General features: G+C 72.6%; 13 protein-coding genes and 1 pseudogene. 6 read left to right on the plus strand and 8 right to left on the minus strand.

The genetic code is table 11. The features are described 5' to 3' along the window. Positions 1-363: pseudogene (locus tag PLP61_RS06690) on the plus strand (hypothetical protein); the annotation flags it as partial. 71 nt (positions 364-434) lie between these two features. On the opposite strand, the gene PLP61_RS06695 reads toward PLP61_RS06690, so the two are convergent. The 3 genes from PLP61_RS06695 to rpsO all read right to left on the minus strand — a co-directional run bounded on the left by PLP61_RS06695 (position 435) and on the right by rpsO (position 4,570). Continuing rightward, positions 435-1,796, minus strand: a complete 1,362-nt coding sequence (locus PLP61_RS06695; protein ID WP_324501614.1) for a M16 family metallopeptidase — start codon at positions 1,794-1,796, stop codon at positions 435-437. Then, positions 1,793-4,012, minus strand: coding sequence for a polyribonucleotide nucleotidyltransferase (locus PLP61_RS06700; RefSeq protein WP_324501616.1), 2,220 nt, complete (start codon positions 4,010-4,012; stop codon positions 1,793-1,795). The genes PLP61_RS06695 and PLP61_RS06700 overlap by 4 nt, the downstream gene beginning before the upstream one ends. Positions 4,013-4,294: 282 nt before the next feature. Then, a complete protein-coding gene (rpsO, locus tag PLP61_RS06705) occupies positions 4,295-4,570 on the minus strand; it encodes a 30S ribosomal protein S15 (RefSeq protein WP_349769224.1) in 276 nt (91 codons plus the stop codon). A 172-nt stretch (positions 4,571-4,742) separates the two neighbouring features. On the opposite strand from rpsO, the gene PLP61_RS06710 reads away from it, so the two are divergent. After that, positions 4,743-6,869 carry a molybdopterin-dependent oxidoreductase gene (locus tag PLP61_RS06710; RefSeq protein ID WP_324501618.1) on the plus strand — a complete coding sequence of 709 codons (2,127 nt, stop codon included), beginning with the start codon at positions 4,743-4,745 and terminating at the stop codon, positions 6,867-6,869. Between the two features lie 17 nt (positions 6,870-6,886). On the opposite strand, the gene ptsP is transcribed toward PLP61_RS06710, so the two are convergent. Beyond that, entirely contained in the window at positions 6,887-8,584 is a 1,698-nt protein-coding gene (gene ptsP, locus PLP61_RS06715) for a phosphoenolpyruvate--protein phosphotransferase (RefSeq protein WP_324501620.1), read from the minus strand. Positions 8,585-8,671: 87 nt separating this feature from the next. Between ptsP and PLP61_RS06720 the strand changes: the two genes are divergently transcribed. From PLP61_RS06720 to PLP61_RS06735, 4 genes are all read left to right on the plus strand, one after another. After that, positions 8,672-9,442: a DeoR/GlpR family DNA-binding transcription regulator gene (locus PLP61_RS06720; protein ID WP_324501622.1), complete on the plus strand. Its 771-nt coding sequence runs from the start codon at positions 8,672-8,674 to the stop codon at positions 9,440-9,442. Then, positions 9,439-10,404, plus strand: coding sequence for a 1-phosphofructokinase family hexose kinase (locus PLP61_RS06725; protein WP_324501624.1), 966 nt, complete (start codon positions 9,439-9,441; stop codon positions 10,402-10,404). The genes PLP61_RS06720 and PLP61_RS06725 overlap by 4 nt, the downstream gene beginning before the upstream one ends. Then, positions 10,401-12,455: a PTS fructose transporter subunit IIABC gene (locus tag PLP61_RS06730; protein ID WP_324501626.1), complete on the plus strand. Its 2,055-nt coding sequence runs from the start codon at positions 10,401-10,403 to the stop codon at positions 12,453-12,455. The genes PLP61_RS06725 and PLP61_RS06730 overlap by 4 nt, the downstream gene beginning before the upstream one ends. A 65-nt stretch (positions 12,456-12,520) precedes the next feature. Beyond that, on the plus strand, positions 12,521-12,763 hold the full coding sequence (locus PLP61_RS06735) for an HPr family phosphocarrier protein (RefSeq protein ID WP_324501638.1): 243 nt from the start codon (positions 12,521-12,523) through the stop codon (positions 12,761-12,763). 12 nt (positions 12,764-12,775) lie between these two features. On the opposite strand, the gene PLP61_RS06740 is transcribed toward PLP61_RS06735, so the two are convergent. The 4 genes from PLP61_RS06740 to infB form a co-directional block, all read right to left on the minus strand. Beyond that, positions 12,776-13,714 (minus strand): bifunctional riboflavin kinase/FAD synthetase, encoded by a 939-nt coding sequence (locus PLP61_RS06740; RefSeq protein WP_324501628.1) that lies wholly within the window; start codon positions 13,712-13,714, stop codon positions 12,776-12,778. Between the two features lie 67 nt (positions 13,715-13,781). Further along, positions 13,782-14,663 (minus strand): tRNA pseudouridine(55) synthase TruB, encoded by an 882-nt coding sequence (truB, locus tag PLP61_RS06745; protein ID WP_324501630.1) that lies wholly within the window; start codon positions 14,661-14,663, stop codon positions 13,782-13,784. After that, positions 14,660-15,103, minus strand: a complete 444-nt coding sequence (gene rbfA, locus PLP61_RS06750; protein ID WP_324501632.1) for a 30S ribosome-binding factor RbfA — start codon at positions 15,101-15,103, stop codon at positions 14,660-14,662. Before rbfA ends, truB begins: the two co-directional genes overlap by 4 nt. Positions 15,104-15,200: 97 nt before the next feature. Further along, a partial coding sequence (gene infB, locus PLP61_RS06755; RefSeq protein WP_324501634.1) for a translation initiation factor IF-2 occupies positions 15,201-17,183 on the minus strand: 1,983 nt, incomplete at its 5' end.

The raw sequence follows: 17,183 nt of genomic DNA on the forward strand, positions 1-17,183 counted from the left end.
CGGGTGACGGCGGTGGTGGTCGGCGCGCTGGCCGCGATCGCCGGCGGCGGCACGGTCACGACCGCGGTCTTCGCCCTTGTCGACGGCCCTCGCGGCGACGCGGCACGCTCGGTGACCGGTGCCGGGGAGGTGCTGCGCGGCGGGGCCTGGATCGGCGCCCTGGAACGGGCGGCGGTGCTCGCCCTGCTCCTGGCCGGCTGGCCCGACGGCCTGCTCGTCCTGCTCGGCCTGAAGGGCCTGGGCCGCTACCCCGAGCTGCGGGCCCGGGAGAGCAGCGGCGCCGCCGAGTGGTTCATCATCGGCACCTTCACCAGCGTGCTGTGGGCGGCCGCGTGCGCCGGCGTCGTCGCCCTGCTCCGCTGAGGCGTTAGTACGGTCCCAACGCGGGGTCCGCGGGGCTCCCGGACCCCGCGTTGGGACCGTACTATCTCGCCTCAGCGTGGCGCGGGACCCACCACGGCGAGGATCTCCGGCTGCGCGAAGACCCGCGCCGCGACCTGCCGCACGTCCTCCAGGGTGACCGCCTCGATACGGGCGATCACCTCGTCGATCGTGAGCAGCTCGTCGTGGACCAGCTCCGCCTTGCCCAGCCTGGACATCCGGGAGGCGGAGTCCTCCAGGCCGAGCACCAGCCCACCGCGCAGCTGTCCCTGGCCACGGGCCAGCTCCTCGGCCGTGAGGCCGTGGGCGGCCACCGTGGCCAGCTCGGTGCGCACCGTGGCCAGCACGTCGTCGACCTTGCCGGGCAGGCAACCCACCGACACCCCGACCAGGCCCGCGTCGGCGTGGTGGGCGGCGAAGGAGTAGACCGAGTAGGCCAGTCCCCGACGCTCGCGCACCTCCTGGAACAGCCGGCTTGACGTGCCGCCGCCGAGGGCGGCGTTGAGGACGCCGAGGGCGAACCGGCGGTCGTCGCTGCGGGTCAGGCCGTTCATCCCGAGCACGATGTTGACCTGCTCCAGCGGGCGTACGGCGGTGGCCACGCCGGCGCTCACCCGTCGCGCCCGGGCCACGACCGTGGCCGGGACCGGGGTCGCCCGCCCCTCGAGGAAGCCGCCGCGCCCGAAGGCCCGGCGTACCATCCGGACCACCTCGCCGTGCTCGAGGTTGCCGGCGGCGGCGACGACCATGGTCTCCGGCCGGTAGTGCCGGCGGTAGAACCGGTGCACCTGGTCACGGCCCAGGGCGGTGATCGACTCCTCGGTGCCGGCGATCGACCGGCCGAGCGGGGTGTCGCCCCAGGCCTGGGCGGCGAAGAGGTTGTGCACGACGTCGTCGGGGTCGTCGTCGTGCATCGCGATCTCGTCCAGGATCACCTCGCGCTCGGCCTCGACGTCCTCGGGCACGAGCACCGATCCGGTCAGCATGTCGCCGAGGACGTCGACGGCCAGCGGCAGGTCCTCGTCGAGGACCCGGGCGTGGAAGCAGGTGTACTCCTTGGCGGTGAACGCGTTGAACTCGCCGCCCACGGCGTCGAGCTCTGCGGAGATGTCGAGCGCCGAACGCTCCTGGGTGCCTTTGAACAGCAGGTGCTCCAGGAAGTGCGAGCAGCCGTGCAGGGCCCGGGTCTCGTGCCGGGAGCCGACGCCCACCCACACCCCGATGCTGACCGAGCGCACGCCGGCCATCTGCTCGGTCACCACGCGCAGCCCGCTGGGCAGCACGGTCCGCCGGACCCGTGAGGTGACCTGGCCCGCACCGTCGGTGACGGTGTGCAGCGTCCGTGTCGCGCCACGAGAAGACGCTGACCCGCCCGACACGGTCGGGCGGGTCAGCGGGGTCGTGCGTGTGGTCACTCCGCCTCGGTCTCGGCGGCGTCGCCGGCCGGCGCGTCCTCCTCCACCACCGGGACCAGCGAGAGCTTCCCGCGGTCGTCGATCTCGGCGATCTGCACCTGGACCTTCTGGCCCACCGAGAGCACGTCCTCGACGTTCTCCACGCGCTTGCCGCCGGCGAGGGCCCGCAGCTTGCTGATGTGCAGCAGCCCGTCCTTGCCCGGGAGCAGCGAGACGAACGCACCGAAGTTCGTCGTCTTGACGACCGTGCCGAGGTAGCGCTCGCCGACCTCGGGCATCGTCGGGTTGGCGATCGCGTTGACGGCCTGCTTGGCGGCCTCGGCGGCAGCGCCGTTGGTGGCGCCGATGTAGATGGTGCCGTCGTCCTCGATGGTGAGCTGGGCGCCGGTGTCGTCCTGGATCTGGTTGATCACCTTGCCCTTGGGGCCGATCACCTCGCCGATCTTGTCGACCGGGATCTTGATGGTGATGATCCGCGGGGCGTAGACGCTCATCTCCTCCGGCACGTCGATGGCCTCGTTCATCACCCCGAGGATCGCCAGCCGGGCGTCGCGCGCCTGGGTGAGGGCCCGGGCGAGGACCTCGGCCGGGATGCCGTCGAGCTTGGTGTCCAGCTGGAGCGCGGTGACGAACTCGCTGGTGCCTGCCACCTTGAAGTCCATGTCGCCGAAGGCGTCCTCGGCGCCGAGGATGTCGGTGAGCGCGACGTACTCGGTGCTGCCGTCGACCTCGCCCGAGATCAGGCCCATGGCGATTCCGGCGACCGGCGCCTTCAGCGGCACCCCCGCCTGCATCAGCGAGAGCGACGACGCGCACACCGAGCCCATCGACGTGGAGCCGTTGGAGCCCATCGCCTCGGAGAGCTGGCGGATCGCGTAGGGGAACTCCTCGCGGGTCGGCAGCACCGGCAGCAGAGCGCGGCGGGCCAGGGCGCCGTGGCCGATCTCGCGCCGCTTGGGGGAGCCGACCCGACCGGTCTCGCCGGTGGAGAACGGCGGGAAGACGTACTTGTGCATGTAGCGGCGGGTCTTCTCCGGCGACAGCGTGTCGAGCTTCTGCTCCAAGGTCAGCATGTTCAGCGTGGTCACCCCCAGGATCTGGGTCTCGCCGCGCTCGAACAGCGCCGAGCCGTGCACCCGCGGGATCAGGCCCACCTCGGCGTGCAGCGGGCGGATGTCGGCCAGGCCGCGGCCGTCCATGCGGACCTTGTCGCGCAGCACGCGCTCCCGCACCAGCGCCTTGGTCAGCGAGCGGTACGCCGCCCCGATCTCCTTCTCGCGCCCCTCGAACCGGCCCTCGAGCCGGTCCAGCAAGGAGCCCTTGATCTCGTCGAGGCGCTCCTCGCGCTCCTGCTTGCCGGCGATGGTCAGCGCCGTGGCGGTGTCGTCCTTCGCGGCAGCCTCGACCGCGGCGTACACGTCGTCGGAGTAGTCGAGGAAGATCGGGAACTCCGCGACCGGCTTGGCGGCGGCCTTGGCCAGCTCGACCTGGGCCTCGCACAGCTGCTTGATGAACGGCTTCGCGGCGTCCAGGCCGCCGGCCACGACCTCCTCGGTCGGCGCCTGCCGGCCGGAGCGGACCAGCTCCCAGGTGGTCTCGGTGGCCTCGGCCTCGACCATCATGATCGCGACGTCCCCGGTCTCGGTGACCCGGCCGGCCACGACCATGTCGAAGACGGCGTCGTCGAGCTGGCTGTGGCTGGGGAAGGCGACCCAGTGGTCCTCGACGAGCGCCATCCGGACCCCGCCGACCGGGCCGGAGAAGGGAAGCCCGGACAGCTGGGTGGACATCGACGCCGCGTTGATCGCGAGCACGTCGTAGGGCTGGTCGGGGTCGAGCGCGAGCACGGTGATCACGACCTGCACCTCGTTGCGCAGGCCCTTCTTGAAGGTCGGGCGCAGCGGCCGGTCGATCAGCCGGCAGGTGAGGACCGCGTCCTCGCCGGGCCTGCCCTCACTGCGGAAGAACGAGCCGGGGATCTGGCCCACGGCGTACATCCGCTCCTCCACGTCGATGGTGAGCGGGAAGAAGTCGAAGTGCTCCTTGGGCTGCTTGGACGCGGTGGTCGCCGAGAGCAGCATGGTCTCGTCGTCGAGGTACGCGGTGACCGAGCCGGCCGCCTGGCGGGCGAGCAGCCCGGTCTCGAACTTGACGGTGCGGGTGCCGAAGCGGCCGTTGTCGAGCACGGTCTCGACGGAGGAAATGGTGGGTTCCACGGACGTGTGGGTCCCTTTCTCTTCGCGGAGCGATCCGCGGCGTCTCACTCCACCTCCGGCGTGGCCGGTCGGGGTACATCGAGACCAGATGCCGCGGGTCGGAGGGGCCGGTCTTCGATCGAGGCCCGCGGAACGACTCCGAAGGCCACTACCGAGGACCGGGCTGGACGGGCGGGTCGCTCCTGGTGTGGTGTGTGTTCAGTTGTCTCAGGGCCGAGCCTACCGACTCGACCGTGGGTGGTGGTGACACGAAGCGGCCACCCCGGGGGCGGCCGCTTCGGGTCAGCGACGAAGGCCGAGACGCTCGACGATCGAGCGGTACCGGTCGATGTCGGTGCGCTGCAGGTAGTTCAGCAGCCGACGGCGCTGGCCGACCAGCAGCAGCAGCCCGCGCCGGGTGTGGTGGTCGTGCTTGTGCTGCTTGAGGTGCTCGGTGAGGTGGGCGATGCGGTGGCTGAGCAGCGCGATCTGCACCTCGGGCGAACCGGTGTCGCCCTCCGTCGTGGCGTACTCGGCGATGATCCTCTTCTTGGTCTCCGCGTCGGTTCCGATCGACATGGGGCTCCTTCTCGGTTCTCGTTGCGCGGCGCGCCGGGGCCTGTTCACCCGGGCACTCTCGATCCGCGGCCGTTCCACGGCAACCAGCAGAGGCTACCAGCGGCCCGCGGAGCCTCCCAAAACGGCGCCGCGCGCCCGGTACGCCGACGGCCGGGCGTGCGACGATGCGGGGATGGAGAAGCGCATCGGCGTGTGCAACCTGTGCGAGGCCATCTGCGGCTTGGAGCTGACCGTCGAGGCGGACGGCGACGGGGAGCGCGTGACGGCGGTGCGAGGGAACCCGGCGGACCCGCTGTCGAGGGGCCACATCTGCCCCAAGGGCGTGGCCATCGCCGACATCTACCACGACCCGGACCGGTTGCGCCGTCCGGTGCGCCGGGTGCCGATGGCCGAGGGCGCGCAGTGGGTCGAGATCGAGTGGGAGGAGGCCTTCGACCTGGTCGCCGACGAGCTGGCCCGCGTGGTCCGGGACCACGGCGCGGACGCGCTGGGGGTCTACCTGGGTAACCCGAACTCCCACAGCCTCGGGTTCATGACCCACGGGATCGGGATGGTGAAGTCGCTGGGCACCCGCAACCGCTTCTCGGCGACCTCGGTCGACCAGCTGCCGCACCAGGTCGTCGCCCACCTGATGCTCGGCCACCAGATGCTGCTCCCGGTCCCCGACCTCGACCGGACCTCGTTCTTCCTGGTGGTCGGCGCCAACCCGATGGCCTCGAACGGCTCGCTGATGACCGCCCCTGACTTCCCGCGCCGGTTGCGCGACCTCAAGGCGCGCGGTGGCCGGATGGTGGTCCTCGACCCACGGCGTACCGAGACGGCCAAGGCGGCCGCCGAGCACGTGTTCGTCCGGCCCGGAAGCGACGCCTTCGTGCTGCTGGCGATGCTGCAGGTGCTGTTCGCCGAGGGTCTGGTCACGGTCCCGGCGTACGCCGATGACGTGGAGGAGGTGCGCGCGGCGGTCGCCGAGTTCACCCCCGAGCGGGCCGAGCTCCGAAGCGGTGTCCCGGCCGACACCGTCCGCCGGCTGGCCCGGGAGCTGGCCGCGGCCGAGAGCGGGGTGGTCTACGGGCGGGTCGGCGTCTCCACCCACCCGTTCGGCAGCGTGTGCGTGTGGGCGATCACCTGCCTCAACGCGCTCACCGGGCACCTCGACCGCGAGGGCGGGGCGATGTTCACCTCGCCGGCGATCGACGCGGTGGGCACCGGGCTGATCGGCCCCGGGCACTTCGACCTCTGGCGCAGCCGCGTCAGCGGGCTGCCAGAGTCGGCCTCGGAGCTGCCGGTCGCGGCGCTGCGCGAGGAGATCGACACCCCGGGACCAGGTCAGATCCGCGCCATGCTGACCATCGGGGGCAACCCGGTGCTCTCCACGCCGGACGGCGCCGCCCTGGACCGCTCCCTCGGCGACCTGGAGTTCATGGTCGCGGTGGACCCTTTCGTCAACGAGACGACCCGGCACGCGGACGTGATCCTGCCGCCGACCACGATCCTGGAGCGCGACCACTACGACGTGGTCTTCCATCTCCTCGCCGTGCGCAACACGGCCCGGTTCACGCCGGCGGTGCTGGCCAAGGACCCCGGCGGGCTGCACGACTGGGAGATCTTCCGGGAGCTGGGCCTGCGCCTGTCCTCGCGGCTGCCCACGAAGATGCCGCTGAAGAAGCGGCTGGCGCTGCAGGCCCGGCTGCGCACCAGCCCGACCCGGCTGGTCAGCCTGCTCCTGCGCCGCGGCGGCACCGGGGTCACCCTGGGCAGGCTCAGGGCCACCCCGGAAGGGATCGACCTGGGCCCGCTGCAGGCCGGGCGGCTGCCAGAGGCGCTGCACACCCCGGACAAGCGGCTCCGGCTCGCCCCCAGCCTCGTGCTCGAGGACCTGGCCCGGCTGGACGAGGTGGCCGACCCGGAGCCGGGTCAGCTCGTGCTGATCGGCCGGCGCCACCAGCGCGACTGCAACTCGTGGCTGCACAACACCGAGCGGCTGACCCGGGGCCGGCCGCGCCACCAGCTGCTGGCCCACCCGGACGACCTCGCCGCCCGCGGCATCCCTGACGGCTCGCGGGTCCGGATCAGCTCACGAGTGGGCGCCGTGGAGACCGACGTGGTCGCCACCGAGGACATGATGCCCGGCGTGGTGTCGCTGCCCCACGGGTACGGGCACGACCGACCCGGGGTGCTGCTGGCGCACGCGTCGAACCTGCCCGGGGTCTCCCTCAACGACCTCACCGACCCCCGGCTCCTCGACGTCAGCGGCAACGCCGCACTGACCGGCGTCCCGGTGAACGTCTCGCCGGCCTGACTCCCGGCGTGGTCGGATCAGGCCTCGAGCAGCGCGCGCACCGCTGCCCGAGCGGCCTGCGGGTCGGTGGCGGCGAGCGCGGCCTCCGCGGCCTCGACGCAGGTCGCCATCGTCACCTTCCCGAGCGTCGCCCCGACCGCGCGGACCGACGCGGGAGCCATGGACAGCGAGGTGACGCCCATGCCCACCAGGGCGCACGCCAGCGCCGGGTCGGCCGCCGCCTCCCCGCACACCCCCACCGGCTTGCCGGCGTGCCGGCCGGCCTCGGCGGTGATCGCGACCAGCCGCAGCACTGCCGGCTGCCACGGATCGGTCAGCCGGGCCAGGTCGGTCGCCATCCGGTCGGCGGCCATCGTGTACTGCGTGAGGTCGTTGGTCCCGATGGACAGGAAGTCGACCTCCTCGAGCATCCGGTTCGCGAGCAGGGCGGCGCTGGGGATCTCCACCATGATGCCGGCCTTGAGACCGCGGGAACGGACCCGGGCCGCGAAGTCGCGCGCCTCCTCCGCCGTCGCCACCATCGGCGCCATCACCCAGGTCGGCGTGCCCGTGCGCGCGGCGGCCTGCGCGATGCCGTCCAGCTGGTGCTCGAGGAGCCCGGGGTTGTCGTAGCACAGCCGCAGCCCCCGGACGCCGAGCGCCGGGTTCTCCTCCCCCTCGTGGGTGGCGAACGCGATGGGCTTGTCCGAGCCTGCGTCGAGCGTGCGGACCACGACGTAGCGCTCGCCGTCGGCGAAGGCCTCCAGCACGGGGGCGTAGATGTCTGCCTGCTCCTCCACGGACGGCTCGTCCTGGCGGTTGAGGAAGCACAGCTCGGTGCGGAACAGCCCGACCCCCTCGACCGGCGCCTGGGAGGCCGTGCGCGCCGACTCGCCGTCGGCCACGTTGGCCAGCACCTTCACCGCCACCCCGTCAGCAGTCCGGGCGGGGCCGGTCCACGACTCCAGCAGCGCCCGCTCGGCGCGGTCCTGCGCGACCCGGCGGTGGGCCTCCACCGGGTCGGGTCGCAGCTCGACCGAGCCCAGCGTGCCGTCCACCAGCAGCGGGGTCCCGGCCTCGATCCCGACGGCGCCGGCCACGCCCACGACGCACGGGATGCCGAGCTGACGCGCGATGATCGCGGTGTGGCTGGTGGGGCCACCACGCTCGGTGACCAGCGCGAGCACGACGGTGGGGTCCAGGCCGGCGGTGTCGGAGGGGGCGAGGTCGGCGGCGACGAGCACGGACGGCTGGTCGGGGGTCGGCACGCCGGGCTCGGGCTCCCCGACCAGGTGCGCGACCACCCGTCGCTCGATGTCGTGCAGGTCGGTCGCCCGCTCGGCCATCAGCCCGCCCATCGCAGTGAAGACGTCCACGAACTGCGCCACCGCCGCGCGCACCGCCTCGACCAGGGGCTGGCCCGAGGTGAGTGCCTTCTTGACCCCGCCACGCAGCCCCTTGTCCCGGGCGAGGCCGGCGCTGGCCGAGAGGACCTCCGCGGACGCACCGGAGACCTTGGCGGCCTTGGCGGCGAACCCCTCGGCCACCGCCTCGGCCGCCGCGTCGTACGCCGCCAGCGCCGCCTCCGGGTCGCTGAACCCACCGTCTCCGAACGCCAGGATCGCGGACTCGGAGACCTCGCCGCGCACCAGCAGCGCGGGGGCATGGGCGATCCCCGGCACCACGGGTGTCCCGGAGAGCACGGAGGCGGGCAGGGGAGGTGGCGAGACGCTCATGGGCCCAGTCAACTCCGGACACCCCTTGACAGTCAACGCGTTCGGAGATAAAACAAGACAAACACAGATCGACCCCACAGGATCGCAATGACCATGTACGCAGCGGAGCGGCAGCAGGCCATGGCCGAGCTGGTCACCCGGCGTGGCCGGGTGTCGGTCGCCGACCTCGCCGTGCGGTTCGGCGTGACGACCGAGACCGTCCGCCGCGACCTCGACACGCTCGAAGGGATGCGGCTGGTCCGTCGGGTGCACGGTGGCGCGCTGCCGGCCGAGTCGTTCACCGCGCTCGAGGCAGGGCTCGGGGACCGCGGCCTGTCGCACCCGGAGGAGAAGCGGCGCATCGCGCAGGCCGCGGTGGCCTTCCTGCCCGAGTCGGAGGCCACCGTCATCATCGACGCCGGGACCACCACGATCCTGCTCGCGGGGCTGTTGCCTCGCGAGCGCACGCTCACCGTGCTCACCCACTCGGTCCCCGTCGCGGCCCGGCTGGCCGACCTGCCCAACGTCGAGCTCTACCTGCTCCCGGGGCGGGTCCGGCACACCACGCAGGCCGCGGTCGGCGTCGAGACCGTGGCCGCGCTGGGTCGGGTCAGGGCCGAGGTGGCCTTCCTCGGCACCAACGGCATCTCGCTGGACCACGGGCTCTCGACCCCCGACCACGCCGAGGCCGCCACCAAGTCGGCGATCGTGGCCTGCGCGCAGAAGGTCGTGGTGCTCGCGGACTCGAGCAAGCTCGGCCAGGAGCGGACCGTGCGGTTCGCCGACCTCACCGACATCGACGTCCTGGTCACCGACGAGGGCGCCGCCGACCAGATCGAGTCCTTCCGCAGCGCCGGAGTCGAGGTGGTGACCGCATGATCCTCACGCTGACCCCCAACCCGAGCATCGACCGCACGGTCACCCTGGCCGGGCCGCTGGTGCGCGGAGCCGTGCAACGGCTGGAGACGGTGACCAGCCAGGGCGGCGGCAAGGGCGTCAACATCTCGCGGGCCGCCGTCGCCGCCGGGCTGGCCACCGTCGCGGTGATCCCGGCCGCCGAGGACGACCCGTTCGTCGTCGGCCTCCAGCACGACGGCATCGAGACCTGCCCGGTGCCGCCCGCCGGCCCGGTCCGGGTCAACCTGGCCATCACCGAGCCCGACGGCACCACCACCAAGCTCAACAGCCCCGGCCCGACGGTCACCGCCGGCGTGCTCGACGGCATGGCCGCCGGGCTCCTCGCACTGGCGGGGGAGGCGGACTGGGTGGTGCTGGCCGGCTCGCTCCCGCCCGGGGCGCCCGCCGGGTGGTACGCCGAGCTGGTGACCGCACTGCGAGACACCTCGGCCCGGGTCGCTGTGGACACCAGCGAGGAGGCGCTGGCTGCGCTCGTGGCCGCCCTCCCCGGGGCCGCACCGGACCTGATGAAACCCAACGGCGAGGAGCTCGCCTCGCTCACCGGCGCCGATCCCGAGCGCCTCGAGTCCGACCCGCGGGCCGTCGCCCGCGCCGCGGCCGACCTGGTCGGGCGGGGCGTCGGTGCCGTGCTGGCCACCCTGGGCGGTCGGGGGGCCGTCCTGGTCACCGGGGAGGGCGCCTGGTTCGCGTCGTCCCCGCCCATCGACGTCGTCAGCACCGTGGGTGCGGGCGATTCCAGCCTGTTCGGCTACCTCCTGGGCGACGTTCGTGGCCTGGGTCCGGCCGACCGGCTGGCACTGGGGGTCGCTTACGGCAGTGCCGCCGCAGGCCTCCCTGGCACGACCATCCCCACCCCCACGCAGGCGCACCCCGAACAGGCGACGGTGCGTCCGCTCGACCTCCAGACGGAGAGCACACCATGACCGACATGATCACCCCGGACCTCGTCCGGCTCGATGCCGACCTCGGCGGGGACAAGCCCGCCGTCATCGAGTCGCTGGCGGGCATCGTGGCCTCGGCCGGCCGCACCACGCGCGCCGACCTGCTCGTCGCGGACACGATGGCGCGCGAGGAGACCTCGCCGACTGGGCTGCCCGGCGGCATCGCCATCCCGCACTGCCGTACCGCGGCCGTGGAGGTGCCCACCCTGGCCTTCGCACGGCTCTCCCCCACGGTCGAGTTCGGCGCCAAGGACGGGCCGGCGGACCTCGCCTTCCTGATCGCCGCACCCGCCGGCGGCGACGCCACCCACCTCAAGGTGCTCACCCAGCTCGCCCGCGCGCTGGTGAAGAAGGAGTTCACCGACGGCCTGCGGGCCGCCAGAACCCCCGAGGAGGTGGTGGCCCTGGTGAACTCGGTGGTGTCGGTGGAGCCCGCCGGCGCGCGGGTCGCGGCCGCCGCCACAGTGGCCGCACCCGCCGCCGCGGCTCCCGCCGAGACCCGGGGCGCGGCCGCGCGCCGGACCATCGTGGCGGTCACCGCGTGCCCGACCGGGATCGCACACACCTACATGGCCGCGGAGTCCCTGGAGCGGGCCGCAGCCAAGGCCGGGGTGGACATCCACGTGGAGACCCAGGGCTCGGCCGGCGCCACGCCACTGCACGCGGCCACCATCGCCAACGCCTCGGCGGTGATCTTCGCGTGCGACGTGGGCGTGCGCGACCGCTCCCGGTTCGCGGGGCTGCCGATGGTGAGCTCGGGGGTCAAGCGGGCGATCGACGACCCCGACGGGATGATCGCCGACGCGCTGCGCTACGCCGAGGACCCAGGCGCCCCCCGGGTCGAGGGCACGGCAGGCGACGCCGCCGCCGATGCCACCCACGGCGGGGAGTCGTGGGGCGGCCGGGCCCGCCGGATCCTGATGACCGGTGTCTCGTACATGATCCCGTTCGTCGCGGCCGGTGGTCTGCTGATCGCCCTGGGCTTCCTGTTCGCGGGGTACGAGGTCGCCAAGGATGGGATCGGCAGCGACATCGTCGCGAACAACGGCCTGTTCGACCTGCCCGACCTGGATGAGCTGGGCCTGTCGCACGCTCTCTTCAACAGCCCGCTGATGGCCTACCTGGGATCACTGATGTTCGTCCTCGGGGGGGCCGCCTTCGGGTTCCTGGTTCCGGCGCTGTCCGGGTACATCGCGTTCGCCATCGCCGACCGCCCCGGCCTGGCCCCGGGGTTCGTGATGGGCGCGGTCGCCCTGATCGTCAACTCCGGGTTCCTCGGCGGCATCGTCGGCGGTGTGCTCGCCGGCATCGTCGCGCACTGGATCGCGGGCTGGAAGGTGCCGAAGTGGTCGCGCGGCCTGATGCCGGTCCTGGTGATCCCGCTGCTCACCACCCTCGTCGTGGGCTTCGTGATGATCGTCGTGCTCGGCAAGCCGCTCAACAACCTGATGAAGAACCTGAACGACGGCCTCAACAGCATGAGCGGCGGCTCGATCATTCTGCTGGGCGTGGTGCTCGGGCTGATGATGGCCTTCGACATGGGCGGGCCGCTGAACAAGGTGGCCTACGCCTTCGCCACGACCGGGCTGGCAACGGCCGCCACCCAGACCGGGGCCCCGACCGAGCTGAAGGTGATGGCCGCGGTGATGCTCGCGGGCATGGTCCCGCCGCTGGCCCTGGCCCTGGCCACGGTGGTCCGGCCCGGACTGTTCAGCCCGGCCGAGAAGGAGAACGGCAAGGCGGCCTGGGCCCTGGGCGCCTCCTTCATCACCGAGGGTGCGATCCCGTTCGCCGCGGCCGACCCGTTCCGGGTCATCCCGTCCATCATGGCCGGGAGTGCGCTCACCGGCGCCCTGGCGATGGGCATGGGCGTGACCCTGCGCGCTCCCCACGGCGGCATCTTCGTGCTGTTCGCGGTGGACAACGTGCTGGGCTTCTTCATCGCGCTGGTCGCCGGAGTCCTGCTGGCGGCCGGCCTGGTGCTCGTCTTGAAGTCGATGGGGACGTCGGACGCCGACATCGCTACCGTCTGACCATGAACCCCGTCCGGGCGGTCGGTGACCCGGCCGCCCGGACGGCCACCCTCGAAGGAGAGCACATGCCCAGCAAGTCCGTGACCGTCGGCTCGGCCGTCGGTCTGCACGCCCGACCCGCCGCGATCATCTCCGAGGCTGCCGGTGACCTCGGCTCGGAGGTCACCATCAACGGGGTGGACGCCAGCTCCGCGCTGCTGATCATGACGCTCGGGGCCGCCTGCGGTGACACCGTCGAGGTGGCCGGCGAGGTGGCCGAGCACGTCGACGCGATCGCCGCGCTGGTCGAGCAGGACCTCGACGCCTGACCGGTCGCGGGCTCAGCCGGTGAGGAGGCGCCGGGCCTCCTCGACGTCGTGCGCCATCGAGGCCACCAGCTGCTCGGCCCCCTCGAAGCGCACCATGCCCCGGATCCTGGCGACGAAGGCGACCTCGACCTCGACGCCGTACAGCTCCAGGTCGGTGCGGTCGAGCACGTAGGACTCGACCCGGCGCTCCCGCTCCCCCGCGAACGTCGGGTTGGTGCCGATGGAGATGGCCGCGGGGTAGCGTTCCCCGGTGTCCAGGCGCCGCAGCCAGCCGGCGTACACCCCGTCGGCGGGGACGGCGGCCAGCGCGGAGGCAGGCACGTTGGCGGTCGGGAAGCCGAGCTCCCGGCCCAGCCGGTCCCCCTCCACCACCACCCCGTGCACGGCGAACTGCCGGCCGAGCGCCTCGGCCGCGCCGTCGACGTCCCCGGCCGCCAGGCAGGCCCGGACGTAGGTGGAGGACCACACCTGAGGGCCCCCGTCGAGCTCGATCCCGACGACCGTGTAGTCGCGCGCACGGCCCGCCTCGGTGAGCAGGGCGACGTCCCCGGCGGCACGGTGGCCGAACCTGAAGTTGTCCCCCACCACGACCACGGCGGCGTGCAGGGCGTCGACCAGGACCCGGTCGATGAACTCCTCCGGGCTCCACATGGCGATCTGACGGTCGAACGGGATCACCAGGGCGTCGTCGGCACCGGCCTGCTCGAGCAGGCGCAGCCGGTCGGGGATCGTGCTCAGCGTGAGGGGCGCGTGCTCGGGGCGCAGCACCGCGAAGGGATGCGGGTCGAAGGTGACGACCACCAAGGGGTCGACGCCGCGTTCGTGGGCGACCTCACGGGCCCGGCGTACGACGTGCTGGTGGCCGAGGTGGACGCCGTCGAAGTTGCCGATGGTGACGACGGTGCGGCCCAGGTCGGCCGGAACCGCCTCCACGCTTCTCCAGGTGCGCACGGGGGAAGCCTGCCACACCGGGGGCCGGGGGACGCACCGCGACCGGGCACCCGGGGGCGGGCATGCCTCACGCCGCGAAGACGGCGACCGCCCGTGCGGTCGTGCCCTGCTGCTCGTAGAGGGCCAGGAACTCCCCCCTGGGGTCGAAGAGCGCGACCGGGCCCGGCGCGCCCAGGTCCAGCGCGAGAGCGCGCCCGTGGCGGACCAGCGCGGCCTCGGCGGCCGCGAGGTCCCGTACCGGGAAACTCTCGCGGGCGGCCTCGGCCAGCGGAAGCAGCGTGAGGTGCTCGGCGAGCTGCTCGAGCGTGCTGGCGCGGTCCAGCCCGAAGCCACCGACCGCGGTCCGGCGCAGCGCGACGAGGTGGCCGCCCACGCCCAGCGCGGCACCCGCGTCACGGGCCACGGCCCGCACGTAGGTGCCGCTGGAGCAGCGGAGCGAGAACCGGACGTCGACGGCTCGACCGGTGCGGGTGACCTCGTGGACCACCAGCTCGTGGACCGTCACCTGGCGTGGGGCGAGGGTGACCTGCTCCCCGTCCCGCACGCGCCGGTAGGCACGCCGGCCGTCGACCTTGACCGCCGACACCGCGGCGGGCACCTGCGCGAGCTCACCCACGAAGCCGGTCAGCACCGTGCGGATCCGTTCCTCCTCCAGGGCCGAGGCGTCGGACTCGGTGAGGACCTCGCCCTGGGCGTCGTCGGTGGTGGTCGCCACGCCGAGCCGCAGGGTGGCGTCGTAGGCCTTCTCGGTCAGCATCAGGTGGCCGAGCAGCCTGGTGGCCCGGTTGACCCCGACCACGAGTACCCCGGTGGCCATCGGGTCGAGGGTGCCGGCGTGGCCCACCTTGCGCGTGCCTGCCAGACGCCGCACCCGGGCCACCACGTCGTGCGAGGTGAGTCCGGCGGGCTTGTCGACCACGAGCAGGCCGGACTCGGCCGGACCGCTCACGCCAGGTCGTCCCCGTCCTCCGGCTCCACCGGCCGGCGGTAGGGGTCGGCCTCCCCGGCGTACCTCGCCTCGCGCGCCTGCGCCGCCACGGACTCGTCCTGCTCCCGGGCGCGGGCCAGCACCTCGTCGAGGTGCCGCGCGGTCTCGGGCAGCGCGTCGTGGATGAACTCCAGCGTGGGCGCGTGCCGCATGCCGAGCTGCTTGGCCACCTCGGACCGGATCAGGCCCTTGGCCGACTCCAGCGCGGCGGCCGTGCCGGCGAGGTCCTCGTCGGCCCCCAGCACGGTGTAGAAGACCGTCGCCTGCTGGGTGTCACCCGACACCCGGACGTCGGTCACGGTCACGAACCCCAGACGCGGGTCCTTGACCCGGCGCTCGAGCATCTGCGCCACCACGACCTGGATCCGGTCGGCGATCTTGGCCACCCGTGGGTTGCTCATCGTTCTGTGCACTCCTTCGGCGACCCGTCGCTGTTTGCCGGGTCGTCCACAGGGGACGCGGCAAACAGCGACGGGTCAGCGGTCAAACAGCGACGGGTCAGCTGCGGGGGATCTCGCGCATCTCGAAGAACTCCACGACATCGTCGATCTTGATGTCCTGGTAGTTGCGCAGCACCAGGCCGCACTCGAAGCCCTCACGGACCTCCGACACGTCGTCCTTCTCCCGCCGCAGCGAGGCCAGGTCGAGGTTGTCGGCGACGACCGCGCCGTCCCGGATGAGCCGGGCCTTGGCGTTGCGCCTGATCGTGCCGCTGGTGACCATGCAGCCCGCGATGTTGCCGATCTTGGAGGAGCGGAAGATCTCACGGATCTCCGCCCGGCCCAAGACGGCCTCCTGGAACTCGGGCTTGAGCATGCCCTTGAGCGCAGCCTCGATCTCCTCGATCGCCTGGTAGATGACCGAGTAGTAGCGGATCTCGACGCCCTCCTTCTCGGCCAGCTCGGTCGCCTTGCCCTGCGGCCGGACGTTGAAGCCGATGATGATCGCGTCCGAGGCCGCCGCCAGCATCACGTTGGTCTCGGTGATCGCACCGACGCCGCGGTCGATGACGCGCAGGCTGACCTCCTCGCCGACGTCGATCTTGGCCAGCGAGTCCTCCAGCGCCTCGACCGAGCCGGACACGTCGCCCTTGAGGATGAGGTTGAGCTCCTGGCTCTCGCCCTTCTCCATGGAGGCCATGAAGTCCTCGAGGGTACGCCGCACGCGGCGCTGTGCCTGCAGCGCGGCCCGCTCACGGGCCTCGCGCTTCTCGGCGATCTGCCGGGCGATCCGGTCGTCCTCGACCACGAGGAAGTTCTGACCGGCGCCGGGCACCGAGCTGAGGCCCAGCACCATCGCCGGCCGGGCCGGGTCGGCGGCCTCGATCGGGTCGCCGAACTCGTCGAGCATCGCCCGGACCCGGCCGTGGGCCGGCCCGGCGACGATCGAGTCCCCTACCCGCAGCGTGCCGCGCTGCACCAGCACCGTGGCCACGGGTCCGCGGCCGCGGTCCAGGTGCGCCTCGACCACCAGGCCCTGGGCGTCCTGCCGGGGGTTGGCCCGCAGGTCGAGGGACGCGTCGGCGGTGAGCACGATGGCCTCGAGCAGTCGGTCCAGGTGGAGCGCGGCCTTGGCCGACACGTCGACGAACATCACGTCGCCGCCGTACTCCTCCGGGACCAGGCCGTACTCGCTGAGCTGACCGCGCACCTTGGTGGGGTCGGCCTCCGGCTTGTCGATCTTGTTCACCGCCACGACGATCGGCACCCCGGCGGCCTTGGCGTGGTTGAGCGCCTCCACCGTCTGCGGCATGACGCCGTCGTCGGCGGCCACCACCAGCACCGCGATGTCGGTCGCCTGCGCGCCACGGGCACGCATGGCGGTGAACGCCTCGTGACCGGGGGTGTCGATGAAGGTGATCCGGCGCGGATCGCCGTCGACCTCCGTCGCCACCTGGTAGGCACCGATGTGCTGGGTGATGCCCCCGGCCTCCTTGGCCACGACGTTGGCGTTGCGCAGCGCGTCGAGCAGCTTGGTCTTGCCGTGGTCGACGTGACCCATGACGGTGACGACCGGAGGACGCACGACGAGGTCCGACTCATCGCCCTCGTCCTCACCGAACTCCAGGTCGAAGGACTCCAGCAGCTCGCGGTCCTCGTCCTCGGGCGAGACCACCTCGACCACGTAGTTGAGCTCGTCACCGAGCAGCTCCAGCGTCTCGTCGTTGACCGACTCGGTGGCGGTGACCATCTCGCCGAGGTGGAAGAGCATCTGGACCAGCGAGGCCGGCTCGACGTTGATCTTCTCCGCGAAGTCGGTCAGCGACGCACCCCGGGCCAGGCGGATGGTCTCACCGTTGCCCTTGCGGACCCGCATCCCGCCGATCGTGGGGGCTTCCATGTTGTCGAACTCCTGGCGCCGCTGCCGCTTGCTCTTGCGGCCCCGACGCGAGGGACCGCCGGGGCGCCCGAAGGCACCCTGGGTGGTGCCTCGGCCGCCGCCGCCGGGACGTCCACCGGGGCGGCCGCCACCGGACGCGGG

The organism is Nocardioides sp. (assembly GCF_035429765.1).
Taxonomy (GTDB): domain Bacteria; phylum Actinomycetota; class Actinomycetes; order Propionibacteriales; family Nocardioidaceae; genus Nocardioides.